Here is a 24,022-nt window from a genome sequence, read left to right on the forward strand (position 1 = left end):
GGGTGGTTTGTGCGTTTGTGCACTGGGGTGGTTCCCAGGTGTGGGTGGTTCTTGGTCGCGCGGACGCCCTCCCAGGGGTGGGGAGAGTGGTGTTCTCTTTTCTTTGGGTTTCTTTTTCCTGGTGTGGGTTGGGTCTCGTGGGTGCACGGCGGAGTTCGGGGTGGACCATCACCACCCGCCCCACGGGAGCCTGATCCCACGGGAGCTTCGTCGCCGACACCGGTGTGCCGGAGGCTCGGTGGGTCAGACGATCGAAAAGGGCTCGGTCTGCCCGTGCAGGTCCGCGGCCTCGATCTCCTCGCGGGTGATCCCGAGGATGAACGCGATGGTGTCCAGATAGGGCACGTTCACCGACGTGTCGGCCTGCTGCCGCACGACCGGCTTGGCGTTGAACGCCACTCCCAGGCCCGCTACCTGGAGCATGTCCAGGTCGTTCGCGCCGTCGCCGACGGCGACGGTCTGCTCCAGGGGGACACCGGCCTCCTCGGCGAACCGCTCCAGTGTCGTCGCCTTGCCCTTGCGGTCGACGACCGGTCCCACCAGCTCACCGGTCAGCTTGCCGTCGACGATCTCCAGAGTGTTCGCGGCGGCGTAGTCCAGGCCCAGGCGCTCCACGAGCACATCGGTGATCTGTGTGAAGCCGCCGCTGACGATGCCGCAGGCGTAGCCCAGGCGTCGGAGGGTGCGTATCAGCGTCCGGGCACCCGGGGTCAGCTGGATCTCCTCGCACACCCTCTGGATGGCGGAGGCGTCCAGGCCCTTCAGTAGTGCGACCCGGCGACGCAGTGACTCCTCGAAGTCCAGCTCGCCACGCATGGCCTCCTCGGTGACCCGGGCGACCTCGTCCGCGCAGCCCGCGTGTGCGGCGAGCAGCTCGATCACCTCGCCCTGGATCAGGGTGGAGTCGACGTCCATGACGATGAGGTGCTTGCCCCGCCGGTGCAGACCGCTCGACTGCACGGCCACGTCCACACCCTGGGTGGACGCCTCCATGGCCAGTTCGGCGCGCAGCTGGTCGGCGTTACCACCGGAGATCTCCATCTCCACGGACGTCACCGGGTAGCTGGACAACCGCTCGATCCGGTCGATGTTCGCTCCGGCGCGCGCCACACACGACGTGAGGGCGCCGAGAGCGCCGGGGCGCAGCGGATCGGCCAGGACGGTCACGTGCAGGCGGCCGGGTCCGACCGCGTTCACACGGCCGTTGCCCTCCCCGTAACCGACCTCCATGTCGAGGTCGATGGCGGTCTTGTCGAGCGCGCCGCGGACCTCCTCGAAGACCCGCGTGGGGCTCACCCCGGGAGCGACCCGCTCGTCCACCTCCAGGACCGCGCCCAGAACGAGGCGTCCGGCGAGGACCACCTGTTCCAGGTCGACGACGGTCACCGGGAAGACGGACAGGGTGCTCAGAAGACGCGCACTGATGCCCGGACGATCGTGTCCGGTCACCGTCACCAACAGCGTGGATTTCTCATTCATGGCGTCATCCACGGTACTCCGCCGCTCCGGGACACCGTCGCGCAGGGCGGGCTCTTTTCCCAGCTAGTTCACTATGTGGACAACTGGGAGGGCGACGCACGTCACCTGTTCTTCCTGCTCTTCTTCTTCCGCTTGGGCCCCTTGGCCTTGATGTCCACCCCGCCCAGCATGCAGGTTCCCGTCAACCTGACGGTCGGTGCGTTCAGGTCCGTGACCTGGTCGGTTCCGTGCACGTCGGTGCCCCCCAGGATCGCCGACGTGTTGTTGATCACTCTGACCCCGTGCGGCACGGTGATGTCCACCCCGCCCATGATCACCGCGACCTGGATGGTCACCTCGTGCTGGCTGAGGACCGCCTCGCGCAGGTCCAGTTCCACCCCGCCGCACAGCACGGACACGTTCGTCCGGGGTTCGACCAGCCAGCGGCCCTTGCGCTCACAGCCGCCGAACACCGCGACCAGGTTCTCCGAGCCCTTGCTCTGCCCGGCCAGGTCGCGCGCCTCACTGCCCAGGATCTCCATGCCGCTGGGTGCGTCCGACCGCCGTTCCATGGCCGCGTAGTCGTACCCGCGCCCGGGAGAGGGCAGGTCCTCCACGATGGGGCTGAGTTCGCCCATGGTCTTGGCCCTGTAGAGGGTGTCCAACCGCTCCTCGTGCTCCACGGGAGTGAGACGTCCCTCGGCCAGGGCCTCCCGCAGCCGCTCGGCGACCTTGTCCCGGTCCGCGTCGGAGGCTCGGATGTGCTCGGGCTGCATGATGACGGATCTCCTCGTTCCATCCGTGGGACCAGGGTCCCGGACTGCCACACTTCCAGTATCGGCGTTTAGGGGTCAACGGGGATCAGGTATCTCCCCTGGCCCAACCCCGAGAATCCGTCCCCATGCCCCAGGGTGGGCGACCCCGCGCTGGACCCACCGCAGGTGTCCCCTGGGGCGGGCACCAGCGTGCCAGCGGCGTGGCGCGGTGTCCGGCGTGCGGATGACCGGGCCCGTGCGCGTGGGGACCGACCCCGGCGGGCCGCGTCGGTGCGCCTCCTGACCTACGCCGCGCCCCCTCTGCCGCTCGTCACCCTGCACGAGGTGATCGGGTGGCTGTACCGAGGAAGGGACGTGGCGTGGTTCCGGGTGCCCCATCTCTTCACGTCGCTGTGGGTGGTGCTCGTCGCGGTCGCGCCCTGGCCTGCGTGGTGGTCGTCCCGGCCCGCACCGTCCGCCTCGTGGCGCCCCGGGCCTGACTCAGGGCCTCGGCGGTCCGGGGTCGGGCAGGGCGATCGCCGCGTGCGCCGCCACCAGGGCCCGGCGCGCCGCCGCGTCGAGCCGCCGCAGCGCCTCGGACCGGGCCGTCGCCTGCTGGGCGGTCATCCCCCGCCCGGACGACGGCTCGGCGAGCTCGACCACCTTCGCCAGCCGTTCGGCCTGTGCGGCCACCCNGCGCGGCGGGTACCCGTGCGCCAGTGACGGTGAACTCCGGCCGTCCAGCTCACCCAGCTGGCGGTGTACGCCCGACGCGAACGACGTGACGTCGTCCACGCCCTCCATCAGTTCGGCGACCTCGATGAGGGTGAGTTTCAGCGACTGCTCCGCCTCGGGTAGGCCGGGTACCTGGGGCGGAGCGTCGTTCGCCGGATACGGTGTCAACGAAACGCCCACATAGGATGAACCACGCCGGTCGGCGGAGGGCACCAGGCCCACCTGCCGGTCGGCGAGCCGCACCAGTACCCCCTCCTGAGCCTCGACCGCGGCCTGGTTGAGTTCCTTCGGCCCCACCAGACCGAGAGGGTCTCCCCAGGTGGGCAGCGCCAACCGGAACGCGGACAATCCCAGGGGACGGAGCCGCGCCAGGGCGACCCGCAGCGGTACGCCGCTGTCGAAGGGCAGGTCCGTTGCCGGTACTGTCCCGATCAGGTGGGGGCCACCGCGCCGTTCGACGGCGTCGACGGCGTCGTCGAGCCCGACGTGTCCGGACAGCCAGGCGTTGCCCCAGGCGACGAGTGGTGCGGCCGAGAGATGCATTGCTTCAGGGTAGGGCGGCCCGTGCACCGGCGTGGGACGTGATGTGAGGGAGGACGATGGACGGGCGTGTTCTGGGCCTGAGCGGGGTCACGGTGCGGAGGGGCGACGCCCATCTGCTGGACGGCGTGGACTGGACGGTGCTGGAGGGCGAGCGCTGGGTGGTCCTGGGCCCCAACGGCGCGGGGAAGACCACGATGCTCAACGTGGCCTACAGCCAGACGCATCCGACCGGGGGCGAGGTCGAGATCCTTGGTGAGCGGCTGGGCCGGGTGGACGTGTTCGAGCTGCGGCCGCTCATCGGCTACGCGGGTGCCTCCGTGGCGTCGCGGATCGAGGAGGGCACCGAGGTGCTCGACGTCGTGATGAGCGCCGCCTACGGCTACGTGGGCCGCTTCCGCGAGGAGTACGACAACCCGGACTACGGCCGTGCCCGAGCCCTGTTGGGCCACTGGGGGGTCGGCGATCTGGCCGACCGCCGGTTCCACACCCTGTCCGAGGGCGAGCGCAAGCGTGTGCTGATCGCCCGGGCGCTGATGTCCGATCCGGAGCTGCTGCTCCTGGACGAGCCCGCCGCCGGGCTGGACCTGGGCGGGCGTGAGGACCTGCTGCGCCGACTGGGGAACCTGGCCCGCAACGAGGCCGCTCCCGCGCTGGTGATCGTGTCCCACCACGTGGAGGAGATCCCCGCCGGGACCACGCACGCGCTGCTGCTGCGCGGGGGCTCGGTGGTGCAGGCCGGTCCGGTCGACGGTGTGCTGACCGCGGAGAACCTGTCGGAGACCTTCGGGCTGCCGCTGAAGGTGGAGAGGGACGGCGAGCGCTGGAGCGCGCGGGCCGTCTGATCCGCGCGGCGGTCACAGCGGCGTCAACGATCTCCGCGGTCTCTCCTGGCTCTCTTTTATCGGATTGCGATAACGGCATAAACGTATTGACCATAAATAGTATTTCTGTCTGGATGTGGTCGCCCCGGCGCATATGGGGTAGCGTCAGCGAACGGTGAGCGGATCGCTCCATTTCGGCGCGCTTTATGATCTTCGGGTGGGCGGGGCCGCCGGGCGTGGTCCGTGCCCGCCTGTCACCCCCGTCAGGAGATCCGGAGCTGCCCAGATGCCGATGCCGAACGCCTCCCCCCGCCCGGAAACCGGGGTGGGCCCATGACCATGATCATCATCGTGGCGCTTTTCGTCGCGGTTCTGTTGATCGTCTTCTGGCGGAGCGTGCGTATCGTTCCGCACTCGATGGAGGACGTCGTCGAGCGTTTCGGTAAGTTCCACCGGACGTTGAGCTCGGGTTTCAACATCGTCGTCCCCGGTGTGGACCACGTGCGCGAACGCATCGACCGCCGCGTCCAGGTCGTGAGCTTCCCACCGCAGTCGGCCATCACCGAGGACAACCTCGCGGTCGAGGTCGACTCGGCGGTCTACGTCCGGGTCGTGGACGCCTACCGGGCCACCTACGAGGTCGCGAACTTCATCCAGGCCGTCGAGCAGCTGACCCTGGCCACGCTGCGCAACGTCATCGGCGGTATGAACCTGGAGGCGACGCTCACCTCCCGCGACGCGATCAACCGCGAGCTCAAGGCCGTGCTGGACGAGGCCACCAGCGACTGGGGCATCGAGATCAGCCGTATCGAGCTCAAGGGCATCGAGCCGCCGTCCTCCGTGCAGGAGGCGATGGAGATGCAGATGCGCGCCGACCGGGAGAAGCGCGCGCAGCTGCTCAGCGCCGAGGGTGAGAAGCAGTCCGCGGTGCTGCGCGCCGAGGGCGAGCGCTCCGCGGCGGTGCTGAGGGCCCGGGGCGCCGCCGAGGCCCAGGCACTCACCGCCAAGGCCGACGCCGAGGCCCAGACGACCCGTGCCCGCGGTGAGGCCGACGCCATCCACATGGTGTTCAAGGCCCTGCACACCAGCCGCGTCGACCCGGACGTGCTGGCCTACCACTACCTCCAGAAGCTCCCGGAGATCGCCCGGGGCGACGCCAACAAGGTGTGGATCGTCCCGGCCGAGATGGGCCAGGCCCTCCAGGGGGTCGGCAGCGCCTTCGAGCGGCTGCGCGACGAGGTGGTCCGGGCTCCCTGACGGCTTTCCCCGTACCGGTTCCGTCCGCTGGCCAAGGGCTCCGCCGCACGGTGGGGCCCTTCCCGCCTCCCGGCGTGATGACCAGATGACCCGCTTTCGTAGTCTGTTGTCGCCCGCGACCAACGGGGGCGGAGAGGAAAGCGGGGCAGATGGAACTCTGGGAGGCAGCGGCCATCCTCCTTGCCGGTGTGGCCGCTGGCGGGATCAACGCCATCGCGGGGTCGGGAACGCTGTTCACCTTCCCCGTGCTCCTGGCCCTCGGCTACCCGCCGATCACCGCGACCATCTCCAACAGCATCGGTCTGGCTCCGGGGACGCTCACCGGAGCCATCACCTACCGCCGGGAGCTGGCCGGACAGCGCACCCGGATGCTCCGCCTCGGCGGTATGGCCTTCCTCGGCGCGGTGACCGGTGCCATGCTGCTGATCTACCTGCCCCCGGGCGTGTTCGAGGCCGTGGTGCCGTTCATGATCGGACTCGCGTGCGTGCTGATCATCCTCCAGCCCCGGATCACCCGATGGGTGCGCTCACGCAGGCCCGCCCGTAGGGACGGCGGCCCGCTGCTGCCGCTGGGCGCCTACGTGACGGGGACCTACGGAGGCTACTTCGCCGCGGCCCAGGGCATCATCCTCATGAGCGTCCTCGGCACCGCCCTGGACGACGACCTCCAGCGGCTCAACGCGCTGAAGAACCTGCTCACCAGCATCGTCAACAGCACCGCCGCGGTGTTCTACATCGTCCTGGCCGAGCCCGCCTGGCCGGTGGTGGGCCTCATCGCCTGCGGAACCATCACCGGCGGATACCTCGGCGCCAGGTTCGGACGCAGACTCAGCCCGGCGGCCCTGCGGGTGTGCCTGGTCGTCGTGGGCATGTCCGCCGCGGTCCAGATCATCATGGGCGGGGTCTGAGCACCGGGCGGAGGTCTCCGCCCCGGTCCGACCGGCGGGGCGGGGNGGGCCTCTCAGGACCGGAAGTACCCGCGCCGGTCGGAGTCGTCGACCAGGGCGGTCGCGTACGCGCCCAGCGCCTCCGAACCCTCCTGGATCAGCTTGACCTTCTCCATCACCTGGGCCCGGGTGATGCCGAAACGCACCCAGGTGCCGCCCTCGTTGTGCCAGTTGGCGAGCATGGGCGAGAGCCGATCGACCGCGCGGGCGAAGCGGGCCTCGGGCGTGGTGCGCGCCTCGAACTCCTCCCACAGTTCGCGGGCTCGCTCCGCCTGGTCCTCGGGCAGGAGGGGGAAGATCCGGTCGGCCGCGGCGCGCTCGCGCTCCGCCTGGGTCTCGGAGTTGACCGGATCGAAGAGGTAGGTGTCCCCGGCGTCGATCTCGACGATGTCGTGGAGCACCAGCATCTCGACGACGCGTTCGATGTCGGTGCCCTCGGGCGCGTATTCGGCGAAGGTGCGGGCTGACAGGGCCAGGTGCCAGGAGTGTTCGGCCGAGTTCTCGCGGCGGGAGCCGTCCACCAGGAGGCACTGACGCAGGACGCGCTTGAGTTTGTCGACTTCCAGAAGGAAGCGGAGTTGCGCGTTCAACCGCTCGTTGTCGACCCCGCTGGCAAAGACCGGTGCCGGTTCCGTCACGTGGTTCGCCCTCCTGAAGGATGAGTCGAAACGGTCAGGTCGACCGCCCACTCGGTGCGGCCGCCACTGGATGATCCCATGGAACGCGCACCAGCTGTCGCGGCGGCGTCCGCCGAGGAGACGCGGGAGGAGATGACGGAGTGTACGCGGTGAACGACGGATGTCCTGCCCCGGCGGGGCGTGGCCGGGGCGGGGCGGACATCCTTCCGCGGGCCCGTCAGACCGTCCGGACCTGCGCGGAGGACGTGAGGTGCCGGTGGAACCACTCGGTCAGCGCACGGTCGGTGAGGACTCCGGCTGGGGTGAGCGGGCCGGGTTCGAGGCCGGGTTCCGGACCGATGGCGTGGGCCAGGTCGGGGACCACGATGTGACGGAGTGCATGCTCAGGAGCGTGCGAGGCCATGGCGTCGTGCAGTGAACGGCCCTGTTCCGGGGGCACGACCTCGTCCCGGCCGCCGTTGACGACGAGCAGGGGGACGCGGGCGCGGGAGACCTCCTCCGCGCGGTCGCCGAAGTCCAGCCAGCTCCGCGTGTGCCGGGCCTGCTCGCTCCACTCGTAGGGCGTACCGGTGCGTCTCTCCCGGGCCGAGATGACCAGGCTCGGGTCCACCACCGGGTTGACGACGGCGGCGGCGCTGACGGGCAGGCGCTCCTCGGCGAGGGCGAGCAGGACGGCCGCGGCGCCGGCCCCGACACCGACCAGGCCGGCGGGGTCGTCGGTGACGGGGAAGGTCCGGCGAAGCTCGTCGGTGACGCGGTGCAGCTCGGCGGCGGCCTCCTCGACCACCGGGCCGAACAGCTCGACGAGGTAGTCGCGTGCGCCTCGGCGGTTGACCTCGGCGACGCCGCCCTCGGGAAGCCTGGCGCCGAACAGGGGCAGCCCCAGGTAGACGCGCCAGGCGGGGAGCGGTGCCATGGGCACGGTTCCGGCCAGGGCGGCCTCGGCGCGGGGCGGCTCGAAGGCGTGCAGGCCGAGGACGAGCGGCGCGGGGACGTCACCGCTGGCGGGCGGCAGGGCCAGGAAGGGCACCCCTGCGGCCGTTCCGGTCACGGGTCGGGAGAGGATGCCGGCGTCGGCTACCACGGATGGTCGCCTCCGTTGCGTTGGGAGAATTGGGACAGGTAACTGCTGACCAGGAACTTGGCCTCGATGATGAGGTCCGGGTCGCCCTCGGGGTCGTCGCGGAAGGCGAGCTTGAGCACGGCGTCCGCGGCCTCGACGGCGACCTGGATGGCCCGGTCGAGTCCGTCATTGTCCGGGATGCCTGTGACAGAGACGATGATCCCGCGCAGGCGGATGGAGATGACGCGGTTGTTGTCGACGCCTCCGTTGAGGAGGTGGGGATCGACGATGTCGCCGAAGTGCAGGCTGCGAAAGCCCGGCACGTTGCGGTGCATGTCGATGTACTCGTCGATGATCGCGTCGACGGCCAGGGTCCAGTGGCTGAAGGAGGCGTCGGCCAGCCGTTCGGTGACGCGTGAACCGAACTGGTCGAGGAAGCGCAATCCGAGCGCCTGGGTGATGGCCTTCTTGTCCGGGAAGAACTGGTAGACGGAGCCGATCGCGACCCCGGCGCGCTCGGCGATCCTGGTCGTGGAGAGGTTGCCGTAGCCGACTTCGTCGAGGAGTTCGGCGCAGCAGTCGAGCATGCGCTGGACCCTGAGCATGCTGCGTTGCTGGGCGGGCAGTCTTCGCAGCGGCGCCTGGGCGAAGGCGAGTTCCTCGGGGGCGGCGCTGGCTCGTCCATGGTTCTCGCGTGACGCGTGGTTGTTCCCCGTGCTGCCTGGGGACCGGCGCGACCGCGGGGGCGTTGAGCTTCGGGAATGTGTCGTCACAGCTCCTATGATGCCTTTCCGGAATCACCTGGTTCCGGGGAAATTCCAGTTTCGTTCCGCGCTTCGTCCGCGTGGGCGCGGGCGTGGCCGGGGGTTCCTTCGGGGGGCGGCTTCCGGACGGTGCCGTCTCGGGCGACCGTTCGCTTGGATAGCGCTTTCCAGATGGGGCCGGACATGGTTGTATCGAGACCGAAGCAGCGTACACACCTCATGGAGGCTGAACCATGACCCCGGACACCACGCCCGAGGAACTCGACGCGGTCCTCGAACGGGCCGCGGCGGCGGCACCGCTCCTGGCCGCCCTCGCCCCGGGTGAACGCGCCGGACTGCTGCGGGCCGTCGCCGACGCCCTGGACGGCGCCGCTGACGACCTCGTGCCGGTCGCGATGGAGGAGGCGCACTACCCGGAGGCGCGCTGCCGCAACGAACTGGGACGGACCACCTTCCAGCTGCGCCTGTTCGCCGAGACCCTGGAGGAAGGCTCCTACCTGGAGGCGGCGGTGGACCCGGCCGACCCCGACTGGGGGACCCCGCGTCCGGACACGCGCCGCCTGCTGGTCCCGCTCGGGCCGGTGGTCGTGTTCGGCGCGAGCAACTTCCCGTTCGCCTTCGCCACGGCCGGAGGGGACAGCGCCTCCGCCCTGGCGGCCGGGTGCCCCGTGGTCGTCAAGGCCCACCCCGGGCACCCCCGACTGGCCCGGCTCACCGCGGAGACCGTCGTCTCCGCGCTCACCGGTGCCGGAGCCCCCGAGGGCAGCTTCGCCCTGGTCGAGGGGCTGGAGGCCGGTAAGCGCGCGGTCACCCACCCGCTCACCCGGGCCGTGGGCTTCACGGGTTCCATCCCCGGCGGCCGGGCCCTGTTCGACCTCGCGGTCTCCCGCCCCGACCCCATCCCCTTCTACGGGGAGCTGGGCAGCGTCAACCCGGTGTTCGTCACCCGCGGGGCCGCCGCGAAGCGCGGCGAGGAGATCCTCAGCGGGTACGCGGGGTCCGCCACCATGGGCGCGGGCCAGTTCTGCACCAAGCCCGGGGTGCTGTTCGTGCCGGAGGACACCAAGCTCGACACGCTCGTCGCCGACCTCGCCGAGCGGGCCGCCGCCCCGCTGCTCAACGAGCGGGTCGCGGAGGGTTTCGTGCGCGGTCTGGACACGCTGTCCTCCCACCCGGCCACCGAGGTCCTCGTCCGGGGGAAGCGGAGTGGTGACGACTGGACGCCGTCCCTGCTGCGCACCGATCTGGACTCCCTGTTGGAGAACGCCGACACCCTTCTGGAGGAGTGCTTCGGCCCGGCGACCCTCGTGGTCACCTATGCCGACGAGCGGCGGCTGCTGGAGGCGGCCGGGGTGTTCGGGGGCCAGCTCACCGTGACCGTGCACGGCGAGGAGGACGACGGGATCGCGCCCGCGCTGCTGGCCCTGGGCGCGTCCCTGGCCGGGCGCGTGATCTGGAACGGCTGGCCGACGGGGGTGGCGGTCACGTACGCCATGACGCATGGCGGCCCCTACCCGGCGACCACCGCGCCGCTGCACACGTCGGTGGGCACCACCGCGATCCGGCGGTTCCTGCGGCCGGTCACCTACCAGTCGGTCCCGCAGTCGCTGCTGCCCCGGGAGCTGCGTGACGACAACCCGCTGGGCGTGCCGCGCCGCGTGAACGGCGACGCGCCCTCCGCATGAGCCCACGGGGCCGGGCCGCGTCGACGGACGCGCGCCCGGCCCCGTGGCCGTGGGATTTGTGGGGCGCCGAAACCGTTGCTGGTGTGACACCAGGGGTTCGGGTCGGGGCATCCCGTGCTCGGTGCGGAACCCGGTCGGGTGGTTCGCGGCGGCTGGTTCGGCGGTCCCGGTGGGAGGTGCGGTACCAGGCCGGTGCCGCGTGCGGCCGTCTCCGGCCCCGGCCCCAGGTGATCGAGCGGGCCGGACGCCGGGGCGGGGTCTGGACCCCGCCCCGGCGTCCGAGGCGTCACGCACCCGCTCGGCGCCACGCGCGCTGATCCTGGCGGAGGGCCGGGGGCCGCGTCGGCTCCGGAGGGAGGAGGAGCGGCGGACCCTTCGCGGTCATCGCTCCCGGCCTCCGGCGGCGTGGTGGTCGTAGGCCGCGCGGAGCGACTCGGCGCGGTGCCTGTCACGCGCCGCAATGGACGGGTGCAGAAACGTGGCCAGCCCGTTGACGAGAACGGTGAAGAAGAGGAACACGGAGTCCACCGAGATGCCGTCCGTCACCAGCCACCACGTGAGCAGAGCGATCTGCACGCACGTGAGTACGGCCAGGCATGCCGACGTGCGACCGGGGAACAGGATCCCGTACTCCCTCAGTTTCTGATCGGCCCGGATCCGGGCCAACCTGTTGGTCTCCGGGTCCCCACCGAGCACTCCCTCCTCCACCAGTTTCTCAGCCACCGCCAGTCGGACCGGGTCCGCGTCGGGAGGCAGGGGTTCGTCACCGATGACACGACGTACTCCCGGGAGGGTGAGTTCGGCTATGAGTGCGGTCAGGCCGATGACCGGGAGCAGGCCGAGAGCGGCATAGGCCAGGAACCGCACGGAGGTGTCCGTGAAGTGGGCGGTCGGGATCAGACAGACCAGCCAGAGCAGGAGGAGGACGACTCCGAAAGGCCAGTAACCGAAGAACCGCGGGTTGTTCTGCTGGCGGATCATGCTCCGTGCGCGGAACACGGCGGAACCCGACGGTGGCTTCGGGAACGAGGGAGGGGGCGGGGGGACCATGCTCCTCACCGTATCCGTGCCCGCTTCTGACGGACGGGCGTGAACTTGGCCCGAAAGGGCTTGGGGCGGCCCACACGGGCGCGTAGCCTCGCGCCATGCACACCCATTCCGCTCCCACCGACGTCGAGGCGCTCGTCCGCGACCTGCCCAAGGTCGAACTGCACGTCCACCTCGAGGGCTCGATGCCCGCCGACACCCTGTTCGAGCTGGCACGCCGACACGGTGTCGACGACGTTCCCGACACCCTGGAGGCGCTCCGGGACTGGTACGTCTTCACCGGATTCCCGCACTTCGTCGAGGTCTACCTGGCCTCGGTCGCGACCCTGCGCGAGGAGCAGGACTTCGCCCGCCTGACCGCCGCGGTCGCCGAACGCCTGGCCGCGCAGAACGTGCGCTACGCCGAGGTGCACGTCAGCCTCTACACCCACCTCATGCGCGGGGTGCCCGCACGTGTGGTCTTCGACGGCATCGAGGAGGCCCGCCGCGCGGCCGAGAGCGAGCACGGCATCCAGCTGCGGTGGATCCCCGACTTCCCCGCCGACTTCGGTCTGGAGAGCGCCGAGGCGACCGTGGAGGCCGTCCTGAGGGACGCGCCGTCCAGCGTGGTCGGCTTCGGCGTCGGCGGGGTGGAGACCCCGTTGGAGCAGTACGCCGGGGTGTTCGGCCGGGCCCGCGCCGCCGGACTGGCCAGTCTGCCGCACGCCGGTGAGCACGGCGGCCCCGAGCGGGTGCGTGAGGCCCTGGACGCCCTCGGCGCGGAGCGCATCGGCCACGGCATCGACTCCATGCGGGACGAGGCGCTGGTCGGCCGCCTGGTGGAGGGGCGGATCCCCGTGGACGTCAGCCCCACCTCCAACGTGTGCACCAGGGCGGTCAGTGAGCTGGGGGACCATCCCCTGCCCCGCATGCTGGAGGCGGGTCTGCTGGTCACCCTGAACAGTGACGACCCGACCATGTTCGGCACGGACCTGACCAACGAGTACCGTGCCGCCCACAAGCTGGGTCTGGACGCGTTCGACCTGGTCCGACTCGCGGCGAACGGGGTGCACGCCTCCTACCTGGGCGCGGCCCGGCGTCACGCACTGCTGACCGAGATCGCCGACGTCGCCGCGCGCCACGGGGTCGACGCGGCGGGGCTTTCGGCGCTCCGGTAGGCCGGAAACACCACGGGGCCCTCCGCCGGGACGGCGGAGGGCCCCGGTCGGTCCGCTACGCGGGCGATCCGGTCAGCGGGAGCCCGCACTGGGCGCGCATGTCCACCCAGGTCTGGGTGGCCTGTTCGGCGGCCTGACCCTCGTAGGGAACGGGGATGCCGCCCTGGATCTGTCCGGGTGCCCAGTCCGACTGGGTCACGCTGCCCTGGTCGAAGGTGAGGGTGAGCACGCCCGTCTCGGCGGTGGGGCCGTCGAAGTTGTAGAAGACGAAGTTGCCCAGCCCGTAGTGCACGTACGAGTCACCCATGAACCCGCCCGCGGACAGCACGTGCGCGTGGCCGCCGACGACGGCGGTCGCGCCCGCGTCGACCAGTTCCTGGGCCAGGGAGGGAGCGTGCGGGAGCGGGCAGTGCGAACCCTCCAACCCCCAGTGCAGGAAGACCACCACGTTGTCGTACTCGGCGGCGGCCTCGGAGACGGCGGTGACCATCCGCTGCCTCATCTCGCCCTTGGTGGAGGCCAGACCGGGCTTGTCCTCGCCCGCCGTCCACGCCCCGATGAGGTGGTCGTCCAGGACGTCGGCGGCGCCGAACATGGCGACGCTCTGGCCGTTGACCTCGGCGACGTGGGGCGTGTACGCCTCCTCGGCGTTGTTTCCGGCACCGACCAGCTCGACGGGTGAGGCCTCGCCGTTCTCCAGGGTGTCCGTCAACCCGTCCACGCCGTAGTCCATGCCGTGGTTGTTGGCGATGCTGGCCACGTCCACCCCGGCGGCCTCCAGGGCCTCCAGGGCGCTGGAGGGCGCGCGGAACGTGTACGCCTTGTTGGGCGCGGGGGTGCCGCCCTCGGTGACGGCGGTCTCCAGGTTGACCATGGCCAGGTCGGCGGCCGAGAGCTGCTCCGAGACCGGCCCGAGTGCGGTCTGGGGGTCGGCCAGACGCGGTTCGAGCACGCCCTCGAACATCACGTCGCCGCCGAAGGCGATGGTGAAGGGCTCCCCGGCGTCCTCCGGTTCCGCGCTGGTCGACGGCGAGGCCGACTCGTCGGTGGGCGCGACCGCTCCCTCGTTCTGTTCCGGGGCCTCGTCGCCGGAGGAACAGGCCGCGGCGAACAGGAGGAGTGCCAGCGTGGCGGCGCTGGCTGCCGTGCGTGTGAGGGGACGCGGGGATACGGGTTGCATGCATGCTCCAGTGGGGCGGGGGAAACGGGGGGCATGTCCTGGGAGTAGGACGCGCGCCACACGTCTCCGGTTGGCCTTCGCGACTGGAGGAACATCCACGGGGTGTCCCCACCCGCCGTCGGCGAGGGCCACGAGCCTTCGGGTTGGTGTCAGAAACCGGACGCCGGGATCCGGCATCGACGAGCGTCGGCGCCCGCCGGCTCCAGGGTAGGCGCACATGACCAGCGCTTTTGCTGTTCCTGGTGAAGCGTGGGGCGGGGGAGCCGGGGTCGAGGGGCGGCACGCTCCTTGGTCGGTACACGGGTCGGTACGCGGATCCGGGGGCGCCCTCCCGGGGCCGCGCCACATGTCGGTGCCGCCGCCCTCGGGCACGTGCCATCGCGGCACCGCTGGTGGGGACGACGCGTGGCTGTGGACCGATCAGCCCTTGTTCGTGGTCTGATATCCCTTTTTGGTCTTTTTTCTCTTAAGTGAGTTTTCGGAGTGCGGAAGGAGGCGGAACACAGGGTTTTGGGCACCGCGGGGAGGCTTCACCACGAATATATGAAGTTGCTTAGTAGGTTCGTGTGTGGGGTTTACCCGAAAAATTTTCTTTTCCGCTTGCAACCTTGGGTGTGTGACCATGAGCGGAGGGTGGTTGGATGCGCATGCTCTGAGCTGTGGTTATCACTTTATGTTCTGAAGTAGTTGCGGGCTGTACTTATACTGGAGAAGCGTATTTCCCGAAACCGCATGCGAGCCCTCGATGGCTTGCTAACGTTTCGGTCCGTTGGTGGTTCCGGGAAACCCGGGGCCGCGACTTCACGCACGCGGGTCACCCCGCCGTCGCACGGCTTTCCTCGTTGACGGGCCCGCCCCGCCCGTGGTTGGCCTCGCCCGCGTCATGAAGCGGGCGTCCGGTCCCGCCACGGCACAGCGTCACAACCGGCGCGATCCCCAAGGCTGTATCCGTGAAAGGTCACATCCGCACATGCGCAACACACTCCGTTACTCCTTCGCCACCGTCATGACCGCGGGGCTGGTCGTCGCCCCGGTCACGGCGGCCCTCGCGGACGCGACCACCGACGGCTCCGGCGGCATCGGCAGCGGGAACCAGGTCGTCGTGCCCGTGGACATCGAGGCCGACCTGTGCGGCAACTCGATCGCGGTCCTCGGTATCTCCCAGGCCACGTGCACCCAGGTCTCCGAGGTCCTCTACGAGGCCAGCGGTGAGTCGGGCGAGGCCGACGCCGCCACCGACGGTTCGGGCGGCGTGGCCAGCGGCAACCAGATCATCCTCCCGGTCGACGCCGCCATCGACGCCTGCGGCAACGCGGCCTCCGTGGCCGGTATCAGCGAGGCCCAGTGCGTCGAGGTGGTCAGGGCCCTGGAGGAGGAGAGCGCCGACGCGCCCACCACCAGGAGCGACGGTTCGGGTGGTGTGGCCAGCGGCAACCAGATCGTCGTTCCGGTCGACGCCGCCATCAACGTCTGCGGCAACTCGGTGGCGGTCCTGGGCGGCTCCAGCGCCGACTGCACCACCATCATCAACGTCATCCAGGCCTCTCCCGAGAACGAGGGCGCGGAGACCGCCACCGACGGTTCGGGTGGTGTGGCCAGCGGCAACCAGGTCGTGGTCCCGGTCGACGCGGCCGTCGACATCTGCGGCAACGCCGTGTCCGTGCTCGGCATGGCCCAGGCCTCCTGCATGGAGATCATCTCCGAGGAGGAGAAGCCGGAGGAGGACAAGCCCGAGGAGGAGAAGCCGGAGGAGGAGAAGCCGGAGGAGGACAAGCCCGAGGAGCCCCGCGAGGAGGACAAGGGCGAGGACGACTCCAGCACCGGCGGCGGTGACGACACCACCGAGCCGCAGGCCGACGAGCAGCTCCCCGTCACCGGTGGTGCCCTGACCGGTCTGGTCGCCGCCGGCGTCGCCGCGGTCGGTGCCGGCGGCGCGGGTCTGTACTTCGCCCGCAAGCGCAGGGCCGCTGCCGTCGCGACCGGCGACGAGGAGTAGCCCCGAGGGGGTTCCCACACGCACACACGCGGGGCCGTCGGTGTCGGCGGCCCCGCACGCGTGCGTGGGAGGGCCGGTGCGAGGTGGCCGGGAGCGTCTCATAACCTCGAAGACGTGCTCAAAGTCCTGTTCTCGCAACGCATGCTGGCCTTCCACGCGCTGGTGCTGGTGCTGGTGCCCAGCTTCGTCTGGCTGGGCTTTTGGCAGCTGGACCGGGCGGAGCAGCGCGGTGCGGTGGTCGACCTCCAGCAGTCCAACCTCGCCGCGGCCCCCGTGCCGGTCGCCGAGCTGACCCGGGTCGGCGAGGACGTCGATCCCGACGACCGCTGGCGTACCGTCGAGGCCACCGGCACCTGGGACTCCGAGAACGAACTGCTCCTGCGCAACCGCGACGGCTCTGGGGGTGTGGGATTCCACGTACTGACCCCGCTGGTCACGGAGGAGGGGCCCGCCGTCCTGGTCAACCGCGGGTGGGTCGAGCGCGGTGCGACCGCGCGTGCCCAGCCCGAGGTGCCGCCCGCACCCGAGGGAACCGTGGAGGTGGCCGGGCGCATCCACTACTCCGAGACGGAGGAGAACACCGGTCTGCGCAGCCGCAGCGGGGACCTGCCCGAGGGGCAGCGGATGATCGTCGACGTGGAGGCGATCGCCGACGAGCTGCCGTATCCGGTCTACGGCGGATACGTGGTGCTCACCGACCAGGAACCGATGCCGGAAGCGGCGCCCGAACCGGTCGAACCGCACAAGGAGGACGCCGGGATGAGCGCGTCCTACGCCGTGCAGTGGTGGGTGTTCTCCCTCGTCGCCGTCGGCGGGTGGATCTTCCTCATGCGCCGCGAGCTGAGGGACGCCCGCGAGGCCGCCGCCGCACCGGAGGGAACCGGTGGGGGCCGGGACGCCGAGGGAACGGCTGACACGCCGGATTCCGGGGAAACCGGCGCCCCCGGGGGGTCCGCGGACGCGGACGGCGGCTCCGCGGAGATCGCGCACGGAGCGGCCCGGGGCCGGAACCTCTGAGATCCCTCTCACCGGGCACGACTCCTGTGGGGCTTCTGGAAGGTGGGTCATGGACGACGAGAACGGTTATCCGGATCCCGGACACGTCGAACGCCGTGCGGTGGACGCCCGGGAGAGTGCGCGTGCCGGGCGACTGTGGTGGGACGGCGCCGCCGACGCCTACCAGGCCGAGCACGGCGCCTTCCTCGGTGACGCCGAGTTCGTGTGGTGTCCCGAGGGGCTGACCGAGGCTGAGGCGCGCCTGCTCGGGGACCCCGACGAGCTGGTCCGGGCCCGGGTGCTGGAGGTCGGCTGCGGCGCGGGCCAGTGCGGGCGGTGGCTGCGCGCCCGCGGGGCGCGCGAGGTGGTCGGGTTCGATCTGTCGCTGCGCCAGCTCCAGCACTCGCGCAGGATCGACACGGAGACCGGTCACGCGCTGACGACCGTGCAGGCCGACGCCCAGCGGCTGCCGTTCGCCGACGCCGCCTTCGACGTGGTGTTCTCGTCGTTCGGGGCGTTCCCGTTCGTCCCCTCCGCGGACGACGCCCTGGCCGAGGCCGCGCGGGTGCTGCGGCCCGGAGGACGGTTGGTCTTCTCGGTGACGCATCCGCTCCGCTGGGGTTTCCCCGACGATCCCAGCGAGCACGGGCTCACCGTGCACGAGTCCTACTTCGACCGCCGCGCGTACGTGGAGGAGGACGACGACGGCAACGCGGTCTACGTGGAGCACCACCACACGGTGGGCGACTGGGTGCGGGGGATCGCCCGTGCCGGCCTGGTGCTGCGGGACCTGGTCGAGCCCGAGTGGCCCGAGGGGTTGGACCGGGTGTGGGGAGGCTGGGGGCCGGTGCGCGGCCGGATGATCCCCGGCACCGCGATCTTCTCCGCGGACCGCCCCTGAGCGCTCGGCGCTTCCGGTGCGGTGACCGTGAAGGCTCACCGGACCGCCTGTCCGTCGTGCCGCTTCCCGTGCTCGCGGCGAGGTTCGGCGCTCCGTCCTCGTCATGAGCACGGGATCATCCGGGGCCGGGGCACTCCATCACACCGGCGACGTGTCCGGTCAGCCCATCAGACGGGTTCGCCCAGGTACTCCGGGGGGACCGCGGCCACCAGCCACACGCCGTTGTCGGTCACCCGGAAGACGTGCCCGTCGTCGTGCATGCGTCCGGCGGCGACGGTGAGGACCACCGGCGTGCCGCGCCGGGCGCCCACACCGCGGGCGGTCTCCTCGTCGGGGGACAGGTGCACGTCGTGCCGCTTCATCGGACGCAGGCCACCGGTGGTGATGGCGGGCAGGAAGCGGCCCACGGTGCCGTGGTAGAGCAGGGTCGGGGGCGTACACGGCTCCAGGCCCAGGTCGACCCTGACGGAGTGGCCCTGCCGTGCGCGGATGCGGGTGCCGTCCGGGCTGAGGGCGAAGCGTCTCTTGTCGTTGGTGTCGACGATCTCCTGGAGGGCCGCGCGGCTGAGGTGCATCCCGCGCCGTCGGCAACCCGCGAGGAGTTCGTCCACCTCGGCCCATCCCTGCGGGTCGAGGCGTATCCCCGCCTGATCGGGGTCGTGGCGGAGTGCGCGCGACAGGAACCTGGAGGCGCGCACGAGTTCCCTCTGGTCCATGGCTCGATGATCCCGTGCCGGAACACGGACGGGCCAGGGGTTTTCGATCGGACGCGGCCCCGGGCCGGGTGGGGAAAACACCTTGGCGCGTCGGACGCGGCGGAGTAGGTTGCGTGGCCGGTGAAGGGAGGGGCGCGTGTCCCAGAGGTTGCGTGGCGTGTGGCAGGAGACCCGTGTCGCGTTCGAGGAGGAGAGCTACCGGATCGGTGACCGGAAGGTGGACCTCTCGGGAGCGTTGGCGGCGATGCGCGCGGGGACGCGTCTGTACACGCCAGCCGAACTGGAGGGGTTGATCGCTCCGGAAGGCGGGTGCGGGACCCGGTTCGAGGTGACCGGGGAGAGCACGCTCGCGTCCGCCGCTCGGCTGTCGGGCTCCGGCCACGTGGCGGTGCTCAACTTCGCGTCCGCCCGTAACCCCGGGGGCGGCGTGGCCAACGGCGCGCGTGCCCAGGAGGAGAGCCTGGCGCGGTCGAGTGCGCTGTACGCGTCGCTGACGCTGTGTCCGGAGTTCTACGAGTACCACCGGAGGGAGCGGAGCCTGCTGTACAGCGACCGGGTGATCTGGTCACCGGGCGTGCCGGTCTACCGGGACGACCGGGGAGGCTGGCTACCGGAACCGCTGACGGTCTCCTTCCTCACCTGTGCCGCGCCGAACCGGCGGATGGTGGAGCGCGACGGGCGGGAGGGAGCCGACGCCATCCCGCGGGTGCTGACCGCGCGGGCGCGCGGGGTGCTCGCGGTCGCCGCCGACCAGGGGGCCACCCGGTTGGTGCTCGGTGCCTGGGGGTGCGGCGTGTTCGGTAACCGGCCGACCGAGGTGGCGAGGGCCTTCGCCACCCACCTGCGCGGGGGCGGCACGTTCGCGGGGGTGTTCGAGCGGGTGGTGTTCGCGGTCCTGGACCGCGACGAGGCGGTGCGCCGGGCCTTCGAGGAGGCGTTGTAGCCGGGGTGGCGCGGTGCGTCGAGGAGCTCCGGGCACGGAGGCACCACGGGAGGGCGAGGTGGTGCGGAGCGCTGAGGCGGCGCGGGAGGCGGAGACGGTGCCGGACGCCGAGGCGGACTGGAGCTGGACGCGGAGGCGACGTGGGAGCGGGGGTTGTCCACAGCCCCTTTCGGCGGAGGCGCGGACCGGGGTTGATGGAGTGGAAAGGGGGTGCTGCGGCACCGCCGTCACCGGGCTGCCCTCCTACGGCGGAGGTGGCGCTTCGGAGGGGTCCAGCCGGGTATGTCGGGGCGGGTACCCAGCCTCCGACGACGAGGAGTTCCAGCGTGGCCGACGTCCGTGTCCGAACCGCCCTCCCCTCCGACCACCCCCGTATCGTGGCCGTCTGCGACGACTGGTGGGAACGTCCCGTGGCGCACATCCTGCCCCGGCTCTTCCTCGACCACTTCCACACCACCAGCCTCGTCGCGGAGTCGGAAGGGGAGCTGGCGGGCTTCCTCATCGGCTTCCCCTCGCCGTCCGTCCCCGAGGAGGCGTACGTGCACTTCGCGGGGGTGGCTCCGGAACACCGCAGAACCGGTCTCGCGAGCGCTCTCTACCGCCGCTTCACCGACGGGGCGAGGGCCGAGGGGCGCACGGTGGTCCGGGCGGTCACGTCGCCGGTCAACGAGCGGTCGATCGCCTTCCACCGCGCCCACGGCTTCACCGTCACCGGGCCCCACGCCGACTACGAGGGCCCCGGGGTGGACCGGATGGTCTTCACGATGCGTGTCGACGGGTGAGCGGAGGCGGCCGGTTTCGGCGGAGGCGGTCGTGGGACGGTCGCGCCGTGTTCCCCGGTGTCCGGTTCCGCGCCGCGTATGATCCGGGGCAACGGACGTGGAGGAGGCACGGTGCGGCTCAAACTCGACCTGCACGACATCTTCAACAAGGGCCGCGACATCGACCGAGCCCTCAACGACATCATGGACGAGGCCGAACGCACGAAGGCCAAGACCGTCGAGATCATCCCCGGCAAGGGTTCCGGACAGCTCAAGAAGAGGGTCCTGCGCTTCCTCGACCGCAAGGACGTCAAGGCCCGTTACCACCGGGTCGAGAAGGACTCGGTCAACTTCGGCCGCCTGTTCGTACATTTTCGCCACTGATACACACTCCAGGGTCGCCAACTTGGCCAACTTGGCGCACAATGGTGGCATGAGTGTCGATCGTGTCGAGCTGTCCGTAGCCCAAGCCCGTGACCACTTCTCCGAGCGTGTGAACAGAGCCGCTTATGGAGACGAGGTCACCTATGTGACGCGCGGGCGTAAGCATGAGCGGGTCGCGGCCATCGTTCCGATCGAGCTGGTCGAGGCCTACGAGGAGATGATCGATCTCGAGGACGGGCGAATCGCCCACCAGAGACTGGAGGAGATCCGGTCCGGTGACGCTGAAGTCGTGTCCGCTGAGGATGTGGCCAGGGAACTCGGCCTGTGACGAATGGAGGATCGCGCGTCTTCGAGGTCGTGTTCGACAGCCGGGCTCGCAAAGAACTCGGCAAACTGGACAAACCCGTCGCTCGCCGCGTGTACTCGGCCGTGATGGCGTTGGCGGAGGATCCGCGTCCCGATGGATGCCGCCAACTCACCGGTTGCCCGGGCCTGTGGCGTGTCCGGGTGGGCGACCACCGGGTGGTCTACTCGATCGATGACGGCCGACTCGTCGTTGTGGCTCTGCGTGTCGCCCATCGTCGTGAGGTCTACCGCAAGCTCCAGGACCGGCCTTCCGCAAGTGCATCGTGGTAAGAACTTCGGCCGCCTGTTCGTCCACTTCAGGCACTGACTCCCGGCGGGTGGAGCGGTTTCTGGTGGACGTGGCGTAATACGCGTATTACGCTAATGGGTATGGCAAAGGTTCGCATCAGCATCAGCCTTGACCCGGATGAGGCCGAGCGTGTCAGGTCGCATGCGGAGCGCGCGGGGATGGACGTGTCGTCCTACCTTGTCAACGCCGCTATTCGTCAGATGGCCGAGACCGAAGCGGCCGAGGCGGAGTTCGCGGGCGTCGACGCGCTGATCGCCGATGCCGAAGGACGGGCTGAGGACTACGGGCCCGTCGAGGAGGCAGGAGACGGCTCTCTGAGCGCGGATGAGCGCCGTGAGGTCGATGAGGCGATGCGCCTGGTCTACGGTGCCGGAGAGTTCCAGGCCCGGAATCGGGACGAGGTGGCGTGAGCATCCGTGTGCCCGTCTACGACACGGGAATGCTCATCGCCTTGTCGGCGCGCAAGGCCAAGGCGGTCCAGATGCACCTGGGGCTCGCGCGGTCTCCGCATCGTCCCGTGGTCCCCGGTCCTGTCCTGGCCCAGGTGTGGCGCCCGGATCCGGCGACCGTGCACGCCATGAGTGCGCTCCTGAAGGAGTGCACGGTTCCCCAGGCTCGATCGTCCCCGGCCGCGCTGCGGCCCACGTGCGCGGGACGGGTGGAGTGCGTCGCGTGTGCGACCGCTCCGGACGTCACCGACTGGCGGCGTATCGGTGCGATCCTGGGCACGGCAGCCCTTCCCGCGAAGAAGCGCCCGGACGCGGTGGACGCCCTCGTCGCCTGGACGGCCGTGAAGCACCGTAGTGCCGTGGTGTTCACCAGTGATCCGGGGGACGTCGCCGCCTACCTGGAAGCGATCGGTACCGACGACGTGCACCTGGTCGCGGTGTGAGCCCCGGCCGTCTGTTCGTCCACTTCCGGCCCTGAAAACCGTCCGCGCACACCGTCTGAGCCGCTCGGTGACGGTGAGTTGTGTGAGACTTTGCCGCTCCGATCCCCTGAGATCCACCGGCCCCGGAAAGACTCGGGGAGTGGTGTGCGCGTAACGGAGAGGGGCAGCGATGATCACCACCGACTTCATGCCCGGGGCGCCCTGCTGGGTCGAGGTGTCCTCGCCCGACGTCGACGTCTCGATCGCCTTCTACCGCGAGTTGTTCGGATGGGAGGCCCAACCCCTGGGCCCCGAGAACGGCGAATACATCGTTCTGCGTCTGGACGGTGCGGTGGTCGGCGGACTGGAACCCGTTCTGGTCGAGAGCGAGAGACCGTCGTGGAAGGTCCACTTCGCCGATCCCGACGTGGAGGACACGGTCCGCGCCGTGGAGCGCCTCGGCGGAAGTCTGTTGGTGGAGCCGTTCGACGTGCGGGGTCTCGGCTGCTCAGCGCAGTTCTTCGATCCCCAGGGTGGCCACTTCGGCCTCTGGCAGGCAGCCAAGTTCCGCGGGTTCGAGGTCACCGACCAGCCCGGCAGCCTGTGCTGGGTGGAGCTGTGGACACCCGACGGGGACGGGTCCCGTGAGTTCTACACCCAACTCTTCAAATGGGGCCTCACCCCCTTCGACCTGCCGGGAGAGGCCGGGACGTACATGGTCATCACTCCGGCCGGGGCCGGGCAGGAACACGCGCACGGCGGGATCATGGCGGCCGATCCGGCCCAGCTGACCGACAACAGCGGGTCCGCCGACTGGCGTCCGGTGTTCGCGGTCGAGGACTGCGACGCCGCCGTGGACAGGGTGAGGGCGGCGGGCGGCCAGGTGTACACGGGGCCGGAGAACACCCCGGGGGTGGGGCGTGTCGCCGTGTGCTCCGATCCCTTCCGGGCGGGGTTCTTCCTGCTCGCTCCGTCGCCTGGGTGACCGGCCCGGATATTCCGGCTGATGGCGGATTCCGGTGGTCGTCGCAGCACGTGAGGTCGGTTGGCTGCCGTCAACGGGGGTGAGTTCGGCGGCCACGGTCGCCGAACTCCTCCCCTGAAGGGGATGAGTTCCTTCGCTGATGCTCAGTCCCCCATCCCTTCGACACCGAAGTCCTCCCGCGACGTCCCCCGGTCGCCAGAGTGGCCACGAACAACTCCGCCGGTGCGCCCGCGGTCAGGCCGGTCTGGTTCCTGCGGGAGCAGAGCGCTCTGTGGTGGCTCACAGGCTCCTACTCGGTCGTGGCCGAACACCTGGCACGTGACGCGCGCCTCCGTGGTGGTGGACACCTGTGACCTGGAACGTATGGAGTTTCTCCAGGTGATCATGCACGGCAAGGCTGAGGTGGCGCCCTTCGGCCAGGCCCTGTCCAGACGTCTGCTGCGTCGCTACCTGGGTGAGGACGAGACGATCTGGCACCCGGACTTTCGGCACTACGCCGATGGCGGCCGCCTGGTTCGCTTCACACCCGATCGCACCATCGTCCAGGACCTGTCCAAGAGCAGCGAGTAGCGGAGCCCTCCCGGCCGCTGTGCGGTCTTCGACCGTTACGCCAGGTCTTGCCGGTGCGCGTCGGTCGTCCCCGACGATCCGGGGGCGTCTCCGTTGCCACGGCCCTGTGCCGGAAGTGTTCCTCCCGCTCACGGACGGTCCTCTCCTCGCCCTCGCCGGTCGTCCCCACTGGACACACGCGACAGGGCGTCTCC

The 24,022-nt window shown here is 70.4% G+C and carries 25 protein-coding genes and 1 pseudogene; 17 read left to right on the forward strand and 9 right to left on the reverse strand.

Annotated features, from left to right (window positions below; all coding sequences use genetic code 11):
• Nucleotides 1–243 precede the first annotated feature (243 nt).
• From serB to D455_RS0122265, 3 genes are all read right to left on the reverse strand, one after another.
• Nucleotides 244–1,479, reverse strand: coding sequence for a phosphoserine phosphatase SerB (gene serB / locus D455_RS0122255; RefSeq protein ID WP_026122880.1), 1,236 nt, complete (start codon nt 1,477–1,479; stop codon nt 244–246).
• Nucleotides 1,480–1,580: 101 nt separating this feature from the next.
• Nucleotides 1,581–2,234: a DUF1707 SHOCT-like domain-containing protein gene (locus D455_RS0122260; RefSeq protein WP_017572896.1), complete on the reverse strand. Its 654-nt coding sequence runs from the start codon at nt 2,232–2,234 to the stop codon at nt 1,581–1,583.
• Nucleotides 2,235–2,714: 480 nt separating this feature from the next.
• Nucleotides 2,715–3,491 (reverse strand): hypothetical protein, encoded by a 777-nt coding sequence (locus tag D455_RS0122265; protein ID WP_017572897.1) that lies wholly within the window; start codon nt 3,489–3,491, stop codon nt 2,715–2,717.
• 56 nt (nt 3,492–3,547) lie between these two features.
• Between D455_RS0122265 and D455_RS0122270 the strand changes: the two genes are divergently transcribed.
• The 3 genes from D455_RS0122270 to D455_RS0122280 all read left to right on the forward strand — a co-directional run bounded on the left by D455_RS0122270 (nt 3,548) and on the right by D455_RS0122280 (nt 6,477).
• On the forward strand, nt 3,548–4,333 hold the full coding sequence (locus tag D455_RS0122270) for an ABC transporter ATP-binding protein (protein WP_017572898.1): 786 nt from the start codon (nt 3,548–3,550) through the stop codon (nt 4,331–4,333).
• A gap of 312 nt (nt 4,334–4,645) precedes the next feature.
• Entirely contained in the window at nt 4,646–5,569 is a 924-nt protein-coding gene (locus D455_RS0122275) for an SPFH domain-containing protein (RefSeq protein ID WP_017572899.1), read from the forward strand.
• 149 nt (nt 5,570–5,718) lie between these two features.
• Nucleotides 5,719–6,477, forward strand: a complete 759-nt coding sequence (locus D455_RS0122280) for a sulfite exporter TauE/SafE family protein (RefSeq protein ID WP_017572900.1) — start codon at nt 5,719–5,721, stop codon at nt 6,475–6,477.
• A gap of 53 nt (nt 6,478–6,530) precedes the next feature.
• Here the strand turns inward: D455_RS0122280 and D455_RS0122285 are convergent, their stop codons facing one another.
• The 3 genes from D455_RS0122285 to D455_RS0122295 form a co-directional block, all read right to left on the reverse strand.
• On the reverse strand, nt 6,531–7,154 hold the full coding sequence (locus tag D455_RS0122285) for an HD domain-containing protein (RefSeq protein WP_017572901.1): 624 nt from the start codon (nt 7,152–7,154) through the stop codon (nt 6,531–6,533).
• A gap of 217 nt (nt 7,155–7,371) precedes the next feature.
• Nucleotides 7,372–8,238 (reverse strand): alpha/beta hydrolase family protein, encoded by an 867-nt coding sequence (locus D455_RS0122290; RefSeq protein ID WP_017572902.1) that lies wholly within the window; start codon nt 8,236–8,238, stop codon nt 7,372–7,374.
• Nucleotides 8,232–8,822, reverse strand: a complete 591-nt coding sequence (locus tag D455_RS0122295) for a TetR/AcrR family transcriptional regulator (protein ID WP_017572903.1) — start codon at nt 8,820–8,822, stop codon at nt 8,232–8,234. Before D455_RS0122295 ends, D455_RS0122290 begins: the two co-directional genes overlap by 7 nt.
• Before the next feature lie 392 nt (nt 8,823–9,214).
• On the opposite strand from D455_RS0122295, the gene D455_RS0122300 reads away from it, so the two are divergent.
• The gene (locus tag D455_RS0122300) at nt 9,215–10,666 is read left to right on the forward strand and encodes an aldehyde dehydrogenase (NADP(+)) (protein WP_017572904.1); all 1,452 of its coding nucleotides are present in this window, start codon (nt 9,215–9,217) and stop codon (nt 10,664–10,666) included.
• 381 nt (nt 10,667–11,047) lie between these two features.
• On the opposite strand, the gene D455_RS0122305 is transcribed toward D455_RS0122300, so the two are convergent.
• The gene (locus D455_RS0122305) at nt 11,048–11,647 is read right to left on the reverse strand and encodes a hypothetical protein (protein ID WP_241480322.1); all 600 of its coding nucleotides are present in this window, start codon (nt 11,645–11,647) and stop codon (nt 11,048–11,050) included.
• Between the two features lie 164 nt (nt 11,648–11,811).
• On the opposite strand from D455_RS0122305, the gene add reads away from it, so the two are divergent.
• Nucleotides 11,812–12,870: an adenosine deaminase gene (gene add, locus D455_RS0122310; RefSeq protein WP_017572906.1), complete on the forward strand. Its 1,059-nt coding sequence runs from the start codon at nt 11,812–11,814 to the stop codon at nt 12,868–12,870.
• A 55-nt stretch (nt 12,871–12,925) separates the two neighbouring features.
• Here the strand turns inward: add and D455_RS0122315 are convergent, their stop codons facing one another.
• Nucleotides 12,926–14,050, reverse strand: coding sequence for a CapA family protein (locus D455_RS0122315; protein ID WP_017572907.1), 1,125 nt, complete (start codon nt 14,048–14,050; stop codon nt 12,926–12,928).
• A gap of 970 nt (nt 14,051–15,020) precedes the next feature.
• On the opposite strand from D455_RS0122315, the gene D455_RS0122320 reads away from it, so the two are divergent.
• From D455_RS0122320 to D455_RS0122330, 3 genes are all read left to right on the forward strand, one after another.
• Nucleotides 15,021–16,046 carry a chaplin gene (locus D455_RS0122320; RefSeq protein ID WP_017572908.1) on the forward strand — a complete coding sequence of 342 codons (1,026 nt, stop codon included), beginning with the start codon at nt 15,021–15,023 and terminating at the stop codon, nt 16,044–16,046.
• Between the two features lie 114 nt (nt 16,047–16,160).
• Nucleotides 16,161–17,063, forward strand: coding sequence for an SURF1 family cytochrome oxidase biogenesis protein (locus D455_RS31355; RefSeq protein WP_040685059.1), 903 nt, complete (start codon nt 16,161–16,163; stop codon nt 17,061–17,063).
• Nucleotides 17,064–17,112: 49 nt separating this feature from the next.
• On the forward strand, nt 17,113–17,943 hold the full coding sequence (locus tag D455_RS0122330) for a class I SAM-dependent methyltransferase (protein ID WP_017572910.1): 831 nt from the start codon (nt 17,113–17,115) through the stop codon (nt 17,941–17,943).
• 167 nt (nt 17,944–18,110) lie between these two features.
• Here the strand turns inward: D455_RS0122330 and D455_RS0122335 are convergent, their stop codons facing one another.
• The gene (locus D455_RS0122335; RefSeq protein WP_017572911.1) at nt 18,111–18,659 is read right to left on the reverse strand and encodes an RNA 2'-phosphotransferase; all 549 of its coding nucleotides are present in this window, start codon (nt 18,657–18,659) and stop codon (nt 18,111–18,113) included.
• 136 nt (nt 18,660–18,795) lie between these two features.
• Here D455_RS0122335 and D455_RS0122340 point away from each other — a divergent pair, with 136 nt between their 5' ends.
• The 9 genes and pseudogenes from D455_RS0122340 to D455_RS33200 form a co-directional block, all read left to right on the forward strand.
• A complete protein-coding gene (locus D455_RS0122340) occupies nt 18,796–19,602 on the forward strand; it encodes a TIGR02452 family protein (protein ID WP_026122881.1) in 807 nt (268 codons plus the stop codon).
• A gap of 326 nt (nt 19,603–19,928) precedes the next feature.
• Nucleotides 19,929–20,384 carry a GNAT family N-acetyltransferase gene (locus D455_RS0122345; RefSeq protein ID WP_017572913.1) on the forward strand — a complete coding sequence of 152 codons (456 nt, stop codon included), beginning with the start codon at nt 19,929–19,931 and terminating at the stop codon, nt 20,382–20,384.
• 111 nt (nt 20,385–20,495) lie between these two features.
• Entirely contained in the window at nt 20,496–20,747 is a 252-nt protein-coding gene (locus D455_RS0122350; RefSeq protein WP_017572914.1) for a Smr/MutS family protein, read from the forward strand.
• Nucleotides 20,748–20,796: 49 nt separating this feature from the next.
• Entirely contained in the window at nt 20,797–21,075 is a 279-nt protein-coding gene (locus D455_RS0122355; protein WP_017572915.1) for a type II toxin-antitoxin system prevent-host-death family antitoxin, read from the forward strand.
• Between the two features lie 29 nt (nt 21,076–21,104).
• Complete coding sequence (locus D455_RS33195; RefSeq protein WP_241480326.1) at nt 21,105–21,383, forward strand: type II toxin-antitoxin system RelE family toxin; 279 nt, start codon at nt 21,105–21,107, stop codon at nt 21,381–21,383.
• Nucleotides 21,384–21,482: 99 nt separating this feature from the next.
• Entirely contained in the window at nt 21,483–21,812 is a 330-nt protein-coding gene (locus D455_RS0122360) for a plasmid mobilization protein (RefSeq protein WP_026122882.1), read from the forward strand.
• The gene (locus tag D455_RS0122365; RefSeq protein ID WP_017572917.1) at nt 21,809–22,294 is read left to right on the forward strand and encodes a hypothetical protein; all 486 of its coding nucleotides are present in this window, start codon (nt 21,809–21,811) and stop codon (nt 22,292–22,294) included. Before D455_RS0122360 ends, D455_RS0122365 begins: the two co-directional genes overlap by 4 nt.
• Before the next feature lie 169 nt (nt 22,295–22,463).
• A complete protein-coding gene (locus D455_RS0122370) occupies nt 22,464–23,258 on the forward strand; it encodes a VOC family protein (protein WP_017572918.1) in 795 nt (264 codons plus the stop codon).
• A 152-nt stretch (nt 23,259–23,410) separates the two neighbouring features.
• Nucleotides 23,411–23,828 (forward strand): annotated as a pseudogene (locus D455_RS33200) (pyridoxamine 5'-phosphate oxidase family protein); the annotation flags it as partial.
• Between the last annotated feature and the right edge of the window lie 194 nt (nt 23,829–24,022).

Source organism: Nocardiopsis halotolerans DSM 44410, assembly GCF_000341065.1.
GTDB lineage: Bacteria > Actinomycetota > Actinomycetes > Streptosporangiales > Streptosporangiaceae > Nocardiopsis > Nocardiopsis halotolerans.

Coding starts and splice junctions, on each gene's coding strand:
- D455_RS0122330 (WP_017572910.1), top strand. CDS start 17,113: ATGGACGACGAGAACGGTTATCCGGATCCCGGACACGTCGAACGCCGT.
- D455_RS0122315 (WP_017572907.1), bottom strand. CDS start 14,050: ATGCAACCCGTATCCCCGCGTCCCCTCACACGCACGGCAGCCAGCGCC.
- D455_RS0122305 (WP_241480322.1), bottom strand. CDS start 11,647: ATGATCCGCCAGCAGAACAACCCGCGGTTCTTCGGTTACTGGCCTTTC.
- D455_RS0122300 (WP_017572904.1), top strand. CDS start 9,215: ATGACCCCGGACACCACGCCCGAGGAACTCGACGCGGTCCTCGAACGG.
- D455_RS0122270 (WP_017572898.1), top strand. CDS start 3,548: ATGGACGGGCGTGTTCTGGGCCTGAGCGGGGTCACGGTGCGGAGGGGC.
- D455_RS0122280 (WP_017572900.1), top strand. CDS start 5,719: ATGGAACTCTGGGAGGCAGCGGCCATCCTCCTTGCCGGTGTGGCCGCT.
- add (WP_017572906.1), top strand. CDS start 11,812: ATGCACACCCATTCCGCTCCCACCGACGTCGAGGCGCTCGTCCGCGAC.
- serB (WP_026122880.1), bottom strand. CDS start 1,479: ATGAATGAGAAATCCACGCTGTTGGTGACGGTGACCGGACACGATCGT.
- D455_RS0122320 (WP_017572908.1), top strand. CDS start 15,021: ATGCGCAACACACTCCGTTACTCCTTCGCCACCGTCATGACCGCGGGG.
- D455_RS0122295 (WP_017572903.1), bottom strand. CDS start 8,822: ATGCTCAGGGTCCAGCGCATGCTCGACTGCTGCGCCGAACTCCTCGAC.
- D455_RS0122275 (WP_017572899.1), top strand. CDS start 4,646: ATGACCATGATCATCATCGTGGCGCTTTTCGTCGCGGTTCTGTTGATC.
- D455_RS0122360 (WP_026122882.1), top strand. CDS start 21,483: ATGGCAAAGGTTCGCATCAGCATCAGCCTTGACCCGGATGAGGCCGAG.
- D455_RS0122355 (WP_017572915.1), top strand. CDS start 20,797: ATGAGTGTCGATCGTGTCGAGCTGTCCGTAGCCCAAGCCCGTGACCAC.
- D455_RS0122260 (WP_017572896.1), bottom strand. CDS start 2,234: ATGCAGCCCGAGCACATCCGAGCCTCCGACGCGGACCGGGACAAGGTC.
- D455_RS0122370 (WP_017572918.1), top strand. CDS start 22,464: ATGATCACCACCGACTTCATGCCCGGGGCGCCCTGCTGGGTCGAGGTG.
- D455_RS0122335 (WP_017572911.1), bottom strand. CDS start 18,659: ATGGACCAGAGGGAACTCGTGCGCGCCTCCAGGTTCCTGTCGCGCGCA.